At 74.3% G+C, this 16267-nt stretch carries 16 protein-coding genes, 1 pseudogene and 1 riboswitch; of the genes and pseudogenes, 14 read left to right on the top strand and 3 right to left on the bottom strand.

From position 1 onward, the window contains the following. Positions 1-167 precede the first annotated feature (167 nt). Positions 168-350: riboswitch (cobalamin riboswitch) on the top strand. Positions 351-384: 34 nt separating this feature from the next. From ACFF45_RS04065 to ACFF45_RS04050, 4 genes are read left to right on the top strand one after another with little or no spacing between them, the layout of a single operon-like run. Beyond that, positions 385-1176: an energy-coupling factor ABC transporter permease gene (locus ACFF45_RS04065; protein WP_381341944.1), complete on the top strand. Its 792-nt coding sequence runs from the start codon at positions 385-387 to the stop codon at positions 1174-1176. Continuing rightward, positions 1173-1601, top strand: coding sequence for an energy-coupling factor ABC transporter substrate-binding protein (locus ACFF45_RS04060; RefSeq protein ID WP_381341941.1), 429 nt, complete (start codon positions 1173-1175; stop codon positions 1599-1601). The genes ACFF45_RS04065 and ACFF45_RS04060 overlap by 4 nt, the downstream gene beginning before the upstream one ends. Before the next feature lie 5 nt (positions 1602-1606). Next, positions 1607-2356 carry a cobalt ECF transporter T component CbiQ gene (gene cbiQ / locus ACFF45_RS04055; RefSeq protein ID WP_381341938.1) on the top strand — a complete coding sequence of 250 codons (750 nt, stop codon included), beginning with the start codon at positions 1607-1609 and terminating at the stop codon, positions 2354-2356. Then, positions 2353-3216: an energy-coupling factor ABC transporter ATP-binding protein gene (locus tag ACFF45_RS04050; RefSeq protein WP_381341935.1), complete on the top strand. Its 864-nt coding sequence runs from the start codon at positions 2353-2355 to the stop codon at positions 3214-3216. The genes cbiQ and ACFF45_RS04050 overlap by 4 nt, the downstream gene beginning before the upstream one ends. Before the next feature lie 89 nt (positions 3217-3305). Here the strand turns inward: ACFF45_RS04050 and ku are convergent, their stop codons facing one another. Further along, a complete protein-coding gene (gene ku, locus ACFF45_RS04045) occupies positions 3306-4337 on the bottom strand; it encodes a non-homologous end joining protein Ku (protein ID WP_446697127.1) in 1032 nt (343 codons plus the stop codon). A 71-nt stretch (positions 4338-4408) separates the two neighbouring features. Between ku and ligD the strand changes: the two genes are divergently transcribed. Further along, positions 4409-5290 (top strand): non-homologous end-joining DNA ligase, encoded by an 882-nt coding sequence (gene ligD / locus ACFF45_RS04040; protein ID WP_381341932.1) that lies wholly within the window; start codon positions 4409-4411, stop codon positions 5288-5290. A gap of 70 nt (positions 5291-5360) precedes the next feature. Here ligD and ACFF45_RS04035 read toward each other — a convergent pair whose 3' ends face one another. Further along, the gene (locus ACFF45_RS04035) at positions 5361-6167 is read right to left on the bottom strand and encodes a nuclease-related domain-containing protein (RefSeq protein ID WP_381341929.1); all 807 of its coding nucleotides are present in this window, start codon (positions 6165-6167) and stop codon (positions 5361-5363) included. A gap of 152 nt (positions 6168-6319) precedes the next feature. Here ACFF45_RS04035 and ACFF45_RS04030 point away from each other — a divergent pair, with 152 nt between their 5' ends. The 9 genes and pseudogenes from ACFF45_RS04030 to ACFF45_RS03990 all read left to right on the top strand — a co-directional run bounded on the left by ACFF45_RS04030 (position 6320) and on the right by ACFF45_RS03990 (position 14842). Continuing rightward, a complete protein-coding gene (locus ACFF45_RS04030; protein ID WP_381341927.1) occupies positions 6320-6784 on the top strand; it encodes a protein-tyrosine phosphatase family protein in 465 nt (154 codons plus the stop codon). Positions 6785-6854: 70 nt separating this feature from the next. After that, positions 6855-7295, top strand: a pseudogene (locus ACFF45_RS04025) (ATP-binding protein); the annotation flags it as partial. Between the two features lie 98 nt (positions 7296-7393). Beyond that, complete coding sequence (locus ACFF45_RS04020) at positions 7394-8479, top strand: SH3 domain-containing protein (protein ID WP_381341924.1); 1086 nt, start codon at positions 7394-7396, stop codon at positions 8477-8479. A gap of 43 nt (positions 8480-8522) precedes the next feature. After that, entirely contained in the window at positions 8523-9887 is a 1365-nt protein-coding gene (locus ACFF45_RS04015; protein WP_381341921.1) for an FtsW/RodA/SpoVE family cell cycle protein, read from the top strand. Further along, a complete protein-coding gene (locus ACFF45_RS04010; RefSeq protein WP_381341918.1) occupies positions 9884-11341 on the top strand; it encodes a peptidoglycan D,D-transpeptidase FtsI family protein in 1458 nt (485 codons plus the stop codon). Before ACFF45_RS04015 ends, ACFF45_RS04010 begins: the two co-directional genes overlap by 4 nt. Before the next feature lie 353 nt (positions 11342-11694). Further along, the gene (locus tag ACFF45_RS04005; RefSeq protein WP_381341915.1) at positions 11695-12633 is read left to right on the top strand and encodes an AurF N-oxygenase family protein; all 939 of its coding nucleotides are present in this window, start codon (positions 11695-11697) and stop codon (positions 12631-12633) included. Between the two features lie 84 nt (positions 12634-12717). Continuing rightward, a complete protein-coding gene (locus tag ACFF45_RS04000; protein ID WP_381341912.1) occupies positions 12718-13374 on the top strand; it encodes a TetR/AcrR family transcriptional regulator in 657 nt (218 codons plus the stop codon). 10 nt (positions 13375-13384) lie between these two features. Beyond that, a complete protein-coding gene (locus ACFF45_RS03995) occupies positions 13385-13681 on the top strand; it encodes a DUF8847 domain-containing protein (RefSeq protein ID WP_381342066.1) in 297 nt (98 codons plus the stop codon). Positions 13682-13786: 105 nt separating this feature from the next. Continuing rightward, positions 13787-14842: a C40 family peptidase gene (locus ACFF45_RS03990; RefSeq protein ID WP_381341910.1), complete on the top strand. Its 1056-nt coding sequence runs from the start codon at positions 13787-13789 to the stop codon at positions 14840-14842. A gap of 171 nt (positions 14843-15013) precedes the next feature. On the opposite strand, the gene ACFF45_RS03985 is transcribed toward ACFF45_RS03990, so the two are convergent. Beyond that, on the bottom strand, positions 15014-16261 hold the full coding sequence (locus ACFF45_RS03985) for a styrene monooxygenase/indole monooxygenase family protein (RefSeq protein WP_381341907.1): 1248 nt from the start codon (positions 16259-16261) through the stop codon (positions 15014-15016). Between the last annotated feature and the right edge of the window lie 6 nt (positions 16262-16267).

Raw genomic sequence — 16267 nt, 5'->3', positions numbered from 1 at the left:
GGGACCGCGGCGGCCCGGCGGCGGCCCGGCGGGAGCGACTTCGCCGCCGTGGGCCGGTGGAGGGCCGCCGCTGCGGGGCCCGGAAACACGGGGCGTCCGCCGGGTGCGCCGTGTGACCAGCGCGTTCGCGCCCCGATGCGCCGCTTGTCACCACCCCCGCGGGCGCACTACTGTCACCACGCCTTGGTGAACGGGAAATCCGGTGTGATGCCGGTGCGGCCCTCGCCACTGTGATCGGGAAGTCCGGCTCCGGCCCTCACGGGCAGCCACTGGGTCCTCGGACCCGGGAAGGCGGAGCACGGGCGGTGTCACCCGTCAGCCAGGAGACCGGCCGAGGCGCGATGTACACCATCCACGAGGTGCTGGAGAGGGTCTGTTCGAGCCATGCACATAGCCGAGGGTTTTCTGCCTCCGGCGCACGCGATCGCCTGGGGTGCCGCGTCCGCGCCGTTCGTCGTCCACGGAGTACGGTCCCTCACCCGTGAGGTCAGGGAGCATCCCGAGAGCACCCTGCTCCTCGGCGCCTCGGGCGCCTTCACCTTCGTCCTGTCGGCGCTGAAGCTGCCGTCCGTGACCGGGAGCTGCTCGCATCCCACCGGCACGGGCCTGGGCGCCATCCTGTTCCGGCCGCCGGTGATGGCGGTGCTGGGCACCATCACCCTGCTGTTCCAGGCGCTGCTGCTGGCCCACGGCGGGCTGACCACCCTGGGCGCCAACGTCTTCTCGATGGCGATCGCCGGCCCCTGGGCCGGGTACGGGACCTACCGGCTGCTGCGGCGGTTCGACGTGCCGCTGATGGTCGCCGTGTTCTGCGGCGCGTTCGTCGCCGACCTGTCCACCTACTGCGTCACCAGCGTCCAGCTGGCGCTCGCCTTCCCCGACCCCGGCAGCGGATTCCTCGGCGCGCTCGGCACGTTCGGCGCCGTCTTCGCGGTCACGCAGATCCCGCTCGCGGTGAGCGAGGGGCTGCTCACGGTGCTGGTGATGCGGCTGCTCGTGCAGTCCAGCAAGGGTGAGCTGAGCCGGCTGGGCGTACTGCCCGGCCGGAAGCCCGACCCGGAGGGCACCGGCACGGGGGGACCGGGCACGGACGGAACCGGCACGGACGGAACCGGCACCGAGGGCACCGAGGGCACCGGCACGGACGGAACCGGCACCGAGGCGGTGGCCCGATGAAGCGCGGCACGAAGATCAACCTGCTGCTGGTGTCCGCCGTCGCCGCCCTGGCCGTGCTGCCGCTGGTGCTGGGGCTCGGCGACCACAAGGAGAAGCCGTTCACCGGCTCCGACACCGAGGCGGAGACGGCGATCACCGAACTGGACCCGGACTACGAGCCGTGGTTCTCGCCGCTGTACGAGCCGCCCTCCGGGGAGATCGAGTCCGGTCTGTTCGCCCTCCAGGCGGCGGTGGGCGCGGGCGCGCTCGCCTACTACTTCGGGGTGCGCCGCGGACGCCGCCAGGGCGCGGCGCTGGCACAGGCACAGGCACAGCAACCAGAACAGGAACAGGAACAAGAACAAGAACAGCGGGGGTCGGCCCCGGCCCAGGAACGGCAGGGTGCCGTGCGGGAGCCGGGGCGCGACGGGGCCGAGGGGGCCTGAGCCTCGTGCTGCCGATCGACGCGGCGGCGCACAGCAGTCGCTGGCGCCGCCGCCACCCCGTGGACAAGGCCGTGCTCGCCCTGGGGCTGACCGTGCTGGCTATCTCGTTGCCGCCCTGGCCGGGGGCCGCGCTGGTGCTGGTGACGACGCTGGCCCTGCTGCTGGGTCCGGCGGGTGTGCCGGGGCGCCGGCTGTGGCGGGCCTACCGGGTGCCGCTGGGCTTCTGCGTCACCGGCGCGCTGCCGCTGCTGGTGCGGGTCGGCGGCCCGGACGGGTTCGTCGGGCTCGCGGACGGCGGGGCGGGGCGCGCCGGGGAGCTGCTGCTGCGCACCTCGGCCGCCTCCCTGGGCGTGCTGCTCTTCGCGTTCACCACGCCCGTGTCCGACCTGCTGCCCCGTCTGGTGCGGGCCGGCGTGCCCGCGCCGGTGGTCGACGTGGCCCTGGTGACGTACCGCATGAGCTTCCTGCTCCTGGACGCGGTGCGCCGGATCCACGACGCCCAGGCGGCCCGGCTCGGACACACCACGCGGGCCGCCCGGTGGCGGTCGCTGGCCGGGCTCGGCGCCACCGCCTTCGTACGGGCCTTCGACCGGGCGGCGCGGCTCCAGGCCGGGCTCGCCGGGCGCGGTTACGACGGCACCTTGCGCGTCCTGGTGCCCGAGGCCCGTGTCTCGGTGCCGTTCACGGCGGTGAGTGTCGCGCTGCTCGCGGCGCTGGCCGTCCTCACCCACGTCCTCGAAAGGCCGCTGTCATGAGCGACGCCGCCGCCCTGGTCGCCCTGCGGGGCGTGTCCTTCGCCTACGAGGACGGCCCGGCCGTGCTCACCGGCCTCGACTTCGAGGTGCGCGAGGGGCGTGCGCTGGCGCTGCTCGGCCGCAACGGCAGCGGCAAGACCACGTTGATGCGGCTGCTCAGCGGGGGGCTTCGGCCGGGCGCCGGGCGGGTGACGGTGGAGGGCGCGCCGGTGTCGTACGACCGGAAGGGGCTGACCCGGTTGCGGACCACCGTCCAGCTGGTGGTGCAGGACCCGGACGACCAGCTGTTCGCCGCCTCGGTGGCGCAGGACGTGTCGTTCGGGCCGCTGAACCTCGGGCTGGCGGACGGCGAGGTGCGGGCCCGGGTCGAGGAGGCGCTGACCGCGCTGGACATCGCCCGGCTGGCCGACCGGCCCACGCACCTGCTGTCGTACGGGCAGCGCAAGCGGACCGCCATCGCGGGTGCCGTCGCCATGCGGCCGCGGGTGCTGATCCTCGACGAGCCGACCGCCGGGCTGGACCCCGACGGCCAGGAACGGCTGCTGGCCACCCTGGACGGGCTGCGCGCGAGCGGCACGACGGTGGTGATGGCCACGCACGACGTCGACCTGGCGCTGCGCTGGGCCGACGACGCGGCGCTGCTCACCCCGTCCGGTGTCCGCACCGGCCCCGCGTCCGGGCAGCTGGCCCGTACGGAACTGCTGCGGGAGGCGGGGCTGCGCCTGCCGTGGGGCGTCGCGGCGGCGGAACTGCTGCGCGTCCACGGCCTGCCGGCCGGCCCGCCCCCCGGCCCGCGCACGGCGGAGGAACTGGCCGCGCTGACGGCCCCCCGCGAGGCACCGACGGAACGACGGGGCTGAGCCCCGCGACCGCCCGCGGCGGCAGGACCGCTGCCGGTACGGGAACCCGGCGCGTCGGCACCGTTCGGGGCCGGCCCGGCCGAGCGCGTTCAGGCCGAGCGCTTGCGGGATGCCGCCTTCTTCGTGGGCGTCTTCTTCGCCGTGCTCTTGGAGGCCGCCGCCTTCTTCGTCCCCTGCGCGGACTTGGACGCCGTCTTCTTCGCGGACGCGGACGTGGACGCGGTGGTCTTCTTGGCGGCCGCCTTCTTCGCGGTGGACTTCTTGCCGGCCGGTTCCTTGGGCGTGGCGCGGCCGGCCGCGCGCTGGGCGAGCGGGCTGACCCGGGCCTCCTCGGCCGGGGCCTCGCCGCGGGACTCCCGGGCCGCGCGCACGCTGCCCTCCAGGGCCGCCATCAGGTCGAGCACCTTGCCGCCCGTCGCGGGCGCGGGGGCCTCGGGGAGCGCCTCGCCGGCCGCCTTGGCGGCGATGACCTCCTCGACGGCCTCGCGGTACTCGTCGTGAAGGTCCTGGAGGTCGACCTCGCCGAGGGTGTCCATCAGGGCGTCCGCGAGATCGAGTTCCTTGTCGCGGACGGTGACGTGGGTGTCGGGTGCGACGCCCTCGGGCGCGCGGACCTCGTCCGGCCAGAGCAGCCCGTGCATGGCGATGGCGTCACCGACCACCCGCAGCATCCCCAGCCGCTCCCGGCCGCGCAGCGCGAACTTGGCGATGGCGACCTTGTTGCTGCGCTTGAGCGCCTCGCGCAGCAGGGTGTACGGCTTGGCGGCGGGGGCACCGCTCGCCGCGAGGTAGTACGCCGCGTCCATCTGGAGCGGATCGATCCGGTCGCCCGGCACGAAGGCCACGATCTCGATCGTCCGGGCGGTCGGGATCGGCAGCTGGGCCAGGTCCTCGTCGCTGATCGGGATGATCGAGCCGTCCGCGTCCTCGTACCCCTTGCCGATCTCCGTCCCGGTGACCTCGCGGTCCTCCAGCTCGCAGAACTTGCGGTAGCGGATCCGGCCGCCGTCCTCGGTGTGGATCTGGCGGAACGAGATCGAGTGGCTCTCGGTGGCGTTCACCAGCTTGATCGGGATGCTGACCAGGCCGAACGAGATGGCGCCGTTCCAGATGGATCGCACATTCAGCACCTTTCGAGACAGCATCAGCATGCTTCATACGATTTTCACGGTTTTCGTGTGATTCTCATCGTATGACGCCGATCACAGAGGTGGAGGGGCGGCGGGTCGCGCTCAGCAACCTGGAGAAGGTGCTGCATCCGGCGACCGGCTTCACCAAGGGCGAGTTGCTGCACTACTACGCGACGACCGCCGACGTGCTGCTGCCCCATCTGCGGGACCGGCCGGTGTCCTTTCTGCGCTATCCGGACGGCCCGGACGGCCAGCTGTTCTTCACCAAGAACGTGCCACCGGGCACGCCCGGCTGGGTCACCACCGCCGAGGTGCCCCGGTCCGAGGGGCCGGCCCGGATGGTGCTGGTGCAGGACCTGGCCAGTCTGATGTGGGCGGCGAACCAGGTGGCCGAGTTCCACACCCACCAATGGGTGGTCTCCGCGCCGGAGGTCGCGGACCGGATGGTCCTCGATCTCGACCCGGGAGCGCCGGCGACCGTCGTGCACTGCTGCGAGGTCGCGCTGTGGCTGCGCGAGCGGCTGGCGGCGGACGGGATCGAGGCGTACCCGAAGACCTCCGGCTCCAAGGGGCTGCACCTGCTGGCGGCGGTCGCGCCCACGCCCTCCGAGCGGGTGACGGAGTACGCCAAGGGGCTGGCGGTGGAGGCGGAGCGGGTGCTGCCCCGGCTGGTCGTCCACCGGATGACGCGCAGCCTGCGCCCCGGCAAGGTGTTCGTCGACTGGAGCCAGAACGCCGCGCGCAAGACGACGGCGGCCCCGTACACCCTGCGGGCACGGCCGGCACCGACCGTGTCGGCCCCGGTGACCTGGGCGGAGGTCGAGGCCTGCCGGGACGCCGGCCAGCTCGTGTTCCGGGCGGCTGACATCGCCCCCCGCGTGCAGGACTACGGCGACGTGCTGGCACCGCTGCTCGACGAGGGGCGGGCCGGCCCGGTGCCGTGAGGGACCGGCCCGCGGCGCGGCGAGGCGCGGTGCCAGGCGTCGCGAGCCCCGCCTGCCGCGGCACCGGAGACTAGACCCTGGCCCAGGTGTTCCGGTCCCGTGCCGCGGCGTGCAGGGCCGCCACGTCCGCCGGTTTGAGGACGCCGCCGAGCCGGACCAGGCCGCCGAGGTCGGTGTCCTGGAGCACCCGGACCTCGGGGACCGGGCCGGGGACCGAGATCCGGGACGGGCCGACCAGGGCGAGGACCGGCCGCACCTCGGCGGTCAGGGCGTACGAGGCGCGGTCGGCGTCCGCGCGGATCCGGCGCAGCAGCGGGCGTCCCTCCCGCCGTCCCAGCGCGACCACCGGGTCGGCGATCACGACGCGCTGCCTGCGGGCGTACAGGGCGTGCACGGCGAACAGGCCGCCGGGGCCGATCAGCAGGTGGTGGACCCGGTCGCCGCCGGGCAGCGGCACCGAGTGCAGGGTGTGCCAGCCCGCGCCGTCCATCCGGTCCAGCGCCTCCCCCACCGTCTGCTCGGCCTCCAGCGCGTGGCGCCGGGGATCGGCGCGGAGCCGGGGCAGCGGTCCGCCCGGGTCCCGGTCCAGGGCGACCAGGAGGGCCTCGCCGGGACGGTTGGGGGCCAGGTCGTCGTCGGGGTGCAGGCTCAGCCGGGCGAGCTCCGCGGGGGTCGGGACCGGGGGCGGGCCGACCGTGACGGGGCCGGTGAGGAAGGGGCGGAGGGCTTCCAGGACCTCGTCCCCGCGGTCCTCGCCCAGCAGGTTGACCCGGGCCGCCTCACGGTCGTACCAGGCGATGTTCCTGCCGTCCGTGAGGCAGACGTAGAGCCGTTCCCGGCCGTGTCGCCAGGCCGGGACGACGCGCAGTCCGCTCATGCACATCACCTCCTGACCATGGGAACAGGCGGGGTGCTCCGGGGGCAAGAACCCGGCTACCGTGGAGAGCGGTGGGGACGGGCCGCCGCGCGGCGGCCGGGGAGGCGCCGGTGCGTACCCACGGGAGACGACCCGATGTACCGGCCCCGGACATGCCCTGGAACGAGATCGTGCCCGGTCTGTGGATGGGCGGGCACGAGTTCGCGGGCCGTCCGGGGCGTCTGGAGCCCGCCGTCGTGCGGGACGAGTTCGATCTCGTCCAGACGCTGCTGCGGCTGCCCGGTCACGGCCCCGACCCGGGCGTCGACCACCAGGTCTGGCCGATCCCGGACGGCCCGCTCGACGGCACCCAGCTGGCCGGGGTGATCCGGCTGGCCGAGGCCGCCTGCGAGGCGCTGGAGGGCGGCCGCCGGGTGCTGGTCCGCTGCTACCACGGCTACAACCGCTCGGGGCTGGTCGTCGCGCACGCCCTCGTCCGCCGGGGCCGCACCGCCGAAGCGGCGATCCGGCTGATCCGCGCCCGCCGCTCACCGTGGGCGCTGCACAACCAGCTGTTCGTGGAGTACCTGCGCACGGGGCTGCCCACCGCGCGGATCCTGGAGGAGCTCGCGGAGTGAGCCGTCCGGCACCGGGCGGCCGCCCCCACCGGCCCCCGCAGCGGGCCGTCCGGCCTCCGGCACGAACACGGCGACGCGGGCCGTCCGGGCGTCCGGCACGAACACGGCGGAGCGGGTCGTCCCAGACGCGCGGGGGGAGACCGGCCGGCGGCGGCTGGAGCGGGTGCTCGGCAACCTCGTCGCCAACGCGCACGAGCACGGGCGGCCCCTCGTCGTCCGACGGTGGACGGGCCGGTGGTGACCGTGCGGGACCACGGGGCGGGCTGTCCGGAGTACCTGGTGCGGCACGGGCCGCGGCGGTTCCGCACCGAGGGCGGGGCGACGGGCCACGGCCAGGGGCTGACCATCGCGCCGGGGCGACGGGCCACGCCCGGGGCTGGCCATCGCGCCGGGCCAGGCGGAGGTACCGGGCGCCCGGCTGGAGTTCGGCAACGCGCCGGGCGGCGGGGCGGTGGCACGCCTGACCGTGCCTCAGGCCCCGCGGGACGGTCGCACCGCGGACGGGGAGTGACCCTCCCCGATGGCGCACTGTGACGGGCGCCTCGCGCAGGCCGCTCCTAATGTGGCGATTAGTCAGCTTCGCCCCGCCCCTCACGGGAGGTTCTCCCCATGTCCCTGCGCACACCCCGCACCCGTCTCGTCGTGACGGCGGCCGCAGGTGCCCTGGCCGCCGCGGTGGCGATCTCCCCGGCCTGCGCCGGCGGCCTCTGGGGCGGCACCACCGACGCCGGCTCCGGTACCGGCACCGTCCCCGCGCCCGGCGGCGAGGCCGGCACCGGCGCCGTCCCCCCCGCGCCGGTGCCCGTGCCCGTCCCGGGCGTCGGCGTCGCCCCGGGTTTCGGCGTCGCCCCGGGTTTCGGCGTCGCCCCGGGTTTCGGCCTCTCCCCCGGCTTCGGCATCGTGCCCGGCTTCGGCTACGCACCCCACCCCAGCTTCGGCGGCAACGGCCGCGTCGACGTCTACGCGGGCAACGGGCGCGTCGACGTCCACGCGGGCAACGGCAACCGGGGCGGCAACGGCTTCGGCGGCGACGGCCGCGTCGACGTGTTCGCGGGCGACGGCGTCGACGTCTTCGCCGGGGGGAACGGCCACGGGGGCCACAACGGCTTCGGCAACGGCGGCGGGAACGGCTTCGGCGGAAACGGCGGAAACGGCCACGGCGGCAATGGCAACGGCTTCGGCGGAAACGGCAACGGCAACGGCGGGAACGGCTTCGGCGGAAACGGCAACGGCGGAAACGGCGGCGGAAACGGCGGCGGAAACGGCAACGGCAACGGCGGGAACGGCAACGGCGGCTGGGGCGACTTCGGCGGCGACGGTGACGACGACGACAACGAAGGCGGCGGGAACGGCGACGACTGGTACCCCGAAGACGACGTCGACGACGACTTCGAGGACGGCGACTTCGAGGACGGCATCGACGACGGCGTCAACGACGACTTCGTCGGCGAGGGCCAGGGCGCCCGCTACGAAGGCGTCGTGACCGCCCGCACCCTGGCCCTGCGCTCCTCCCCCACCCAGCGCAGCCGGGCCATCGGCCGGGTCGAGCGGGGCGACATCCTGCGGATCTTCTGCAAGACGCCGGGGCAGCGGGTGCAGGGCAACCCCCTGTGGTACCTGGTCAGGGGCCGCACCTGGGCCTGGGGCCCGGCCCGCTACATCGACAACGTCGGGCCCGCGCCACGCTGGTGCTGAGGCCCACGGCACGCAAGCCGCACCCTTTCGGTAGGTTCCGGACATGACGAAGGCCGCAACCGGAACCACCGTGACGGCGGACCCGCCCGCCCCCGCGGTCCGTCTCCCCCGGCGCGGCGGCGTCGGACTGGCCCTCACCGTCGTAGCCGTACTCCTCCCGGTGTACGGCTACTGCGCTGTCGGCCTCGCCCGCACCGGCGCGGTCCCGCCCGGCGCCGCGGGCTACGGCGCCGGGCTCGGCGTCCTCGCGCTGCTCGCGCACCTCGCGGTCCGGCTGCGCGCGCCGTACGCCGATCCGCTGCTGCTGCCCATCGGTGTGCTGCTCAACGGCCTGGGCCTGGTGCTGATCTACCGGCTGGACCTGGAGACGCCGGGCGACCGGGCGGCCCCCGCCCAGCTGGTCTGGTCGGCGCTGGGCGTCACCCTGTTCGCGTACGTCGTCGCCGCCCTGCGCGACCACCGCGTGCTCCAGCGGTACGCCTACGTGTGCGTCGCCGCCGCGCTGGTGCTGCTCACCCTGCCGATCTTCTTCCCGGCCGTGAACGGCGCCCGGATCTGGATCCGGATCGCCGGGTTCTCCATCCAGCCGGGCGAGTTCGCGAAGGTGCTGCTGGCGGTGTTCTTCGCCGCCTACCTGGCCGCGAACCGCGGCGCGCTGGCCCACGCCGGCCGCCGCGTCTGGCGGCTCCAGCTGCCCACCGGCCGGGTGCTCGGCCCGATCGTCGCCATCTGGCTGGTCAGCGTGGGCGTCCTGGTGCTGGAGCGCGACCTCGGCACCTCGCTGCTGTTCTTCGGCCTGTTCGTCGTCATGCTGTACGTCGCCACCGGCCGCACCGGCTGGATCGCCGTCGGCCTGCTGCTGGCGACGCTCGGCGCGGTCGCCGTCGGCCGGACGGAGCCGCACGTGGCCGCCCGGATCCAGGACTGGCTGCACCCGTTCGCCTCCATCGAGGCGGGCCGGGGCGCCAACCAGCTCGCGCAGTCGCTGTTCGCGTTCGCGGCGGGCGGCGTCCTCGGCACCGGTCTGGGCCTCGGCCACTCCACCCTGATCGGCTTCGCCACCAGGTCGGACTTCATCCTGGCCACCGCGGGCGAGGAACTGGGCCTGGCCGGCCTCTCCGCGATCTTCCTGCTCTACGGACTGCTGGTCGAACGCGGCTACCGGGCGGGCCTCGCCCTGCGCGACCCGTTCGGCCGGCTGCTCGCGGTGGGCCTCGCCACGATCGTGGCCTTGCAGGTCTTCGTCATCGCGGGCGGGGTGACCGGCCTGATCCCGCTGACCGGCATGGCGATGCCGTTCCTGGCGCAGGGCGGCTCCTCGGTGGTCACCAACTGGGCCATCGTGGCCCTGCTGATCCGGGTCAGCCACTCGGCCCGCAGGGAGTACGACGGGCAGGTCGCCCCGTGACCCGCCACATCCGCTGCGCCGCCGCCTTCTGCGCCCTGCTGCTGGCCGCGCTCCTGGTCAACGCGGCCCGCATCCAGATCGTGCAGGCCCGCGCCTACGACGGCAACCCGGCCAACCGCCGCCCGGACATCACCCGTTACGCCCAGCCGCGCGGCGACATCCTGGTCGGCGGCCGGCCGGTCACCGGTTCCAAGGACACCGGCGAGCACCTGCGCTACGAACGCACCTACCGGCACGGCCCGTTGTACGCCCCGGTGACCGGCTTCGCGTCGCAGGTGTACGGCACCACGTTCCTGGAGCACGCCGAGGACGGCGTGCTGTCCGGCACCGACCCGGCGCTCTCGCCGTTGCCCCTGTGGCACGACGTCACCCGGGCCCGCACCCCGGGCGGCGACGTCGTCACCACCCTCGACGCGGCCGCGCAGCAGGCGGCGTTCCGCGGGCTGGGCCACCGCAAGGGCGCGGTCGCGGCGATCGAACCGGCGACCGGACGGATCCTGGCGCTGGTCTCCACCCCGTCGTACGACCCGGAGGCGCTGTCGGGGAACGGGCCGGCGGTGCTGCGGTCCTGGCTCGGGCTGAACGAGGACCCGGACAAGCCGATGCTGAACCGGGCGGTGCGGCAGACGTATCCGCCGGGTTCGACGTTCAAGGTGGTCACCGCGGCGGCCGCGCTGGACGCCGGGGTGATCACGGACCTGGACGAGCCGACCCGTTCTCCCGACCCGTACACCCTGCCCGGCACCGTCACGGCCCTGCGCAACGAGTCCGCGGGCTGCCGGAACGCCTCGCTGCGGCAGGCCTTCGAGCGGTCCTGCAACACGGTCTTCGCCAAGCTGGGCGTGGACGTCGGGGTGACGGCGATGGCGGCCACGGCCCACGCGTTCGGTTTCAACGACACCCGGCTGCGCGTCCCGTTCCCGGTGGCGCACAGCACCTTCGACACCTCGGTCGACCGGGCGCAGCTGGCCCTGTCCTCGATCGGGCAGTACAACACCCGGGCCACGCCGCTGCAGATGGCGATGGTGTCGGCGGCGGTCGCCAACGGCGGCCAGCTGCGCCAGCCGTACCTGGTGGAGCGGATCACCACCAGTCGCGGCGGCACGGTCTTCACGGCCGGTGCCCGCCCGCTCAGCCAGGCCATGCACCCCTTGACCGCCACACGGCTGCGGGAGCTGATGCGCAACGTGGTCGAGCACGGCACCGGCACCAACGCCGCGATCCCCGGCGCGACGGTCGGCGGCAAGACCGGCACCGCCCAGCACGGCGTCGACAACCTGGGCACGCCGTACGCCTGGTTCGTCTCCTGGGCGCAGGGCGATCACGACCTGGAGCCGAAGGTCGCGGTCGCGGTGGTGGTGGAGGACGCCGCGGCGCACCGCCGTGACATCAGCGGGGGCGGCATGGCGGCACCGATCGCCCGGGCGGTGATGCGGGCCGTGCTCAGGTCGTGAGACGGGGGGTACCGCGCGCACGGGTGCCGACTACGGTTCGGTCATGACGGAAACCGCGCCCGCGCACCACCCCGCCCAGGTCGTCGCCCGTCTCCAGCACGGTCCGGCCGCGTTGATCACGAGCGCTGTCACCGCCGGCGGGACTTGATCACGGCGAAGGCCTCCGCTGGGGCGGAGCTGTTCAGGACCGCGCCGCACGGAGCTCCGCGTGTCCCACCGCGATACCCGGCCGGCCGTTCACGGCAGGGGGCTGCCGGCCGGACGCGTCCGCGGACCCACACGTAGTAGACGCGCAGTCAACAAGTGGCGCGCCAGGGATTGACGAGCTTGCTGACAAGCAGTCTTATAAGGGCATGACGACCCTCACCGACTCCGAAGCCCTGGACGGGCTGCGCGACGCGCTCGGCCTGCTCAAGGACCGCGAGCAGGTGGCCGAGCGCCTGCTGGCCTCCTCCGCCAGGCACTCCTTCGACCCGGACCAGGAACTGGACTGGGACGCGCCCTTCGAGGACGGCAAGTGGTTCTGGCCCCCGGAGCTGGTGTCGCTGTACGACACGCCGATGTGGCGGCGGATGAGCGAGGAGCAGCGGATCCTGCTCTCCCGGCACGAGCTGGCGGCGCTCGCCTCGCTGGGCATCTGGTTCGAGCTGATCCTGATCCAGCTGCTGGTGCGGCACGTCTACGACAAGGCGGCGACGAGCGCGCACGTGCGCTACGCGCTGACCGAGATCGAGGACGAGTGCCGGCACTCGAAGATGTTCGCCCGCCTGATATCCCGCGGCGACACCCCCTGGTACCCGGTGAGCCGCACCCACCAGCACCTCGGGCGCCTGTTCAAGACCGTCTCGACGACGCCCGGCTCCTTCACCGCCACCCTGCTCGGCGAGGAGGTGCTCGACTGGATGCAGCGCCTGACGTTCCCCGACGAGCGGGTGCAGCCGCTGATCCGGGGGGTCACGCGCATCCACGTCGTGGAGGAGGCCCGCCACGTGCGGTACGCCCGTGAGGAGCTGCGCCGCCAGATGGCCACCGCGCCGAAGTGGTCGCAGGAGTTCACGCGGGTCACCTCCGGGGAGTTCGCCCGCGTCTTCTCGGTCGCCTTCGTCAACCCCGAGGTCTACACCAACGTGGGTCTGGACAAGCGCGCGGCGATGGCCCAGGTGAAGGCCAGCGCCCACCGCCGGGAGGTCATGCAGACCGGCGCGAGGCGCCTGACGGACTTCCTGGACGACATCGGGGTGCTGCGGGGCGCGGGACGGCGGCTCTGGAAGTCCTCCGGGTTGCTGGCGTAGGGGCACGGTGCGCCGTCCCGAGTGCGGTTCCGTCGTGGCCGGTTGCCCCGTACGACCCGCGTCCGGCCGACTACGCTGCCCCCCATGACCCCCGCCGCGCCCACCCCCGCCTACCGCCGCCTCAGCGTGGAGGAACGCCGCAGCCAGCTGCTGGACGCCGCACTCGGTCTCTTCGCCCACCGCGCGCCCGAGGACGTCTCCCTGGACGACGTGGCGGAGGCGGCCGGGGTCTCGCGCCCCCTGGTGTACCGGTACTTCCCGGGCGGCAAGCAGCAGCTGTACGAGGCCGCCCTCCGCTCCGCCGCCGAGGAGCTGCGGCTCTGCTTCGACGAGCCGCACGAGGGCCCGCTGCGGCCCCGGCTCTCCCGCGCGCTGGACCGCTACCTCACCTTCGTCGACCAGCACGACGCCGGCTTCAGCGCCCTGCTCCAGGGCGGCAGCGTGGTCGAGACCTCCCGCACGACCGCCATGGTGGACGGGGTGCGGCGGGCCGCGGCCGTGCACATCATGCGCCACCTCGGCGTCGGCGACCCGGGCCCCCGGCTGCGGATGACCGTCCGGACGTGGATCACCGCGGTCGAGGCGGCCTCCCTCATCTGGCTCGACGAGGACAAGCAGCCGCCCTTCGGCGAGCTGCGGGACTGGCTGGTGGAGCAGTTCGTCGCCGTGCTGTCGGTCACCGCCGCCCGCGACCCGCAGACCGCGTCCGTGGTGGCGGCGCTGGCCTCGGCGGATGGCTGAGACTGATGCGGTGAAGAGCGAAGACACCCCCTTCGAGGGCGGGCCCATGGACGGCCGCGTCCTGCCCGTGCTCCTCGGGCTGACCGGCCACCCGCCGAAGACGTACCGCATCCCGGTCCCGGACCCGCACGGCGGTGCGCCGACGGTCCTCGTCTACCGCCGGGTCTCCCGCGGCCAGGGCCGGCTCACCCGGCGCTGGAAGTACGTCCACGACCCCGCGGGCGAGCGGCGCGGCGGCCGGCCGGGGTGGCCGTGGCGCCGCCCGGACGCCACGCCGCACGGCAAGCCGGACGACGCGGACGGGTGACCTCGTTGCGCCATCCCGCCGACGAACGGCGCGCGGGAGCGCGCGGGCCGGTCACATCTTCTGCCGAGTGGAGCGGACCCGCCGCCCCGCGTCGGAGGTGATGACGTGTCAGGAAGGCTACTGCGCCTGGTGTGTACGGCGACCGTGGCGGCCCATGCCGTTCTCGCAGCCGTGCCCGCGGCGGCCGTACCGGAGCCGGGCGCACCCGCCGGGCGGCGGATCGCCGGGCTGCTGACGGATCTCCAGCGGCTGTACCGGGAGGCCGAGAAGGCCACCGAGGCCTACAACGCCACCGAGGAGCGGCTGCGGCGGCAGCGCGCCGGCGTCCGGCGGCTGGACGCCGAGCTGGCCCGGGCCCGGCTCGCCCTGCACGACAGCCGGGGCGCGGCCGGCCGGCTCGCCCGCCAGCAGTACCAGGCCCGCAGCGACCTCTCGCCGTACCTGCGGCTGCTGCTCGCCCGCGATCCGCAGCACGCCCTCGAACAGGGCCATGTCATCGGCCGGCTCGCGCGGGAACGGGCCAGTACGGTGCGGCAGCTGACGGGCAGCGAGCGCAGGGCCGGCGAGCTGGCTCGCGCGGCACGGGCCGCGCTGGACCGGCAGCAGGTCCTCACCGAGCGGCGCAGGAAGGACCGGGACAGGGTGCGCGCACGGCTCGACGCGGTCGAGGAACTGCTCGCCTCGCTCAGCGCCGAGCAGCTGACGGCGCTCGCGCGGTTCGAGCGGGCCGGCGTCGACCGGGCGCAGCAAAACCTGGTCGCCTCCGGCGCGCTCGGTGACGACGCCGAACCGTCCTCGCGGGGCAGCCGGGCGGTGCGCTACGCCCTGCGGCAGGTGGGCAAGCCCTACCAGTGGGGCGCGGAGGGCCCGCAGCGCTACGACTGCTCCGGGCTGACCTCCCGGGCCTGGGCCCACGCCGGGGCCGCGATCCCCCGCACCAGCCAGGAGCAGTGGGCCCGGCTCCGCCGCATCCCGCTGAGCGAGCTGCGCCCCGGCGACCTGGTGGTCTACTTCCCCGAGGCCACGCACGTGGCGCTCTACGCGGGTGACGGCAAGGTGGTGCACGCCCCCAGGACCGGCGAGAAGATCACGGTCGCCCCCCTCGCGGCCAACCCGGTCCTGGGAGCCGTACGCCCGGACGAGCGCCCGACCGCTCCCTAGGGCCGCGGCAGGCAACGTTCGCCCGTGGCGGAGCGGCGTCCGGTGCGTGCTCTCGGCGTGCCGGCGCAAGCCCTCGTACGGGACGTACTCGGGCTTCCGGCCGGCGGCGAGCGTGCGTGCCGGGCGTCGCGACGGGGCGAACGTCGCCTGCCGCGGCATCAGTGCCGCCCGCTAGGCCACGGAGGCGAGATACGCCCCGGTCTTCTCCGGCTCGTAGAAGAAGTTCTCGAAGTCGGACGGGTCGTCGAAGCCGTTGGCGAAGCGGTCGGCGACCGGCTGGAGCTGGCCGGCGGCACCGATCAGGTTGAGGACGTGCTCGGGCGGCGGGGCCAGCATGGCGTTGGTCCACTTGGTGACGTGCTGGGCGGTGGCCCAGTAGCGGTCGAACGTCTGCTGCATCCAGGCCTCGTCGAACGGCTTGTCGCCGTGCTCCAGGATGGCGGCGAGGTAGGCGGCGGCGCACTTGGCGGCCGAGTTGGAGCCCTGGCCGGTGATCGGGTCGTTGGCGACGACCACGTCGGCGACGCCGAGCACCAGGCCGCCGCCGGGCAGCCGGCCGACGGGCTTGCGGACGGTCGGGGCGTAGCGGCCGGCGAGCGTGCCACCCGCGTCGGTCAGTTCGACCCCGGTGGCCCGCGCGTACTCCCACGGGAGGAACTTCTCCATGAGGTCCAGGGTCAGGGAGAGGTGCTCCGCGGGGTCCTTGACGCCGTTGAAGACGTCCAGCGGGCCGCCGGGCACGCCCTCCCAGAACAGGATGTCGGCGCGGCCGGACGTGGTGAACGTCGGCATCACGAACAGCTCGCCGACGCCGGGCACCAGGTTGCAGCGGACCGCGTCGAACTCCGGGTGCTCAGGGCGCGGGCCGAGGCCGTGCACGTAGGCGACGGCGAGGGCGCGCTGCGGTTCGCCGTACGGGGAGCGCTCCGGGTCGCGGGCGAACATCTGCACCAGCTCGCCCTTGCCCGCCGAGACCAGCACCAGGTCGTAGGCGCGGGAGAAGTAGTCGAGGTCGCCGACCGCAGCGCCGTGGACGACCAGCTGGCCGCCGCGCTGCGCGAAGGCATCCATCCAGCCGGCCATCTTCACCCGCTGGTCCACCGACTGGGCGTACCCGTCCAGCTTGCCCACCCAGTCGATCGCCCGCTGCGAGGGGCCCGGGTCGAACGAGCCGGGGGCCGCCACCGAGACGCCGAGTCCCTCGATCCTCGGGGCCTGGGACTCCCAGAAGTTCAGCTGCAGGTCACGCTCGTGCTGCAGTGCCGTGTGGAACATGCACTGCGTCGACATGACCCGGCCGGAGCGGATCTCGTCCGCCGTCCGGTTCGACATCAGGGTGACCTCGTACCCGTGCGACTGCAGTCCGAGGGCGAGCTGGAGCCCGGACTGGCCGGCTCCGACGACGAGTATCTTCCGCATGCGGGG

The organism is Streptomyces cinereospinus, assembly GCF_042430725.1.
Lineage (GTDB): Bacteria > Actinomycetota > Actinomycetes > Streptomycetales > Streptomycetaceae > Streptomyces > Streptomyces cinereospinus.
The sequence above is the reverse complement of the archived record's forward strand: the minus strand, read 5'-3'. Positions and strand labels throughout refer to the sequence as shown.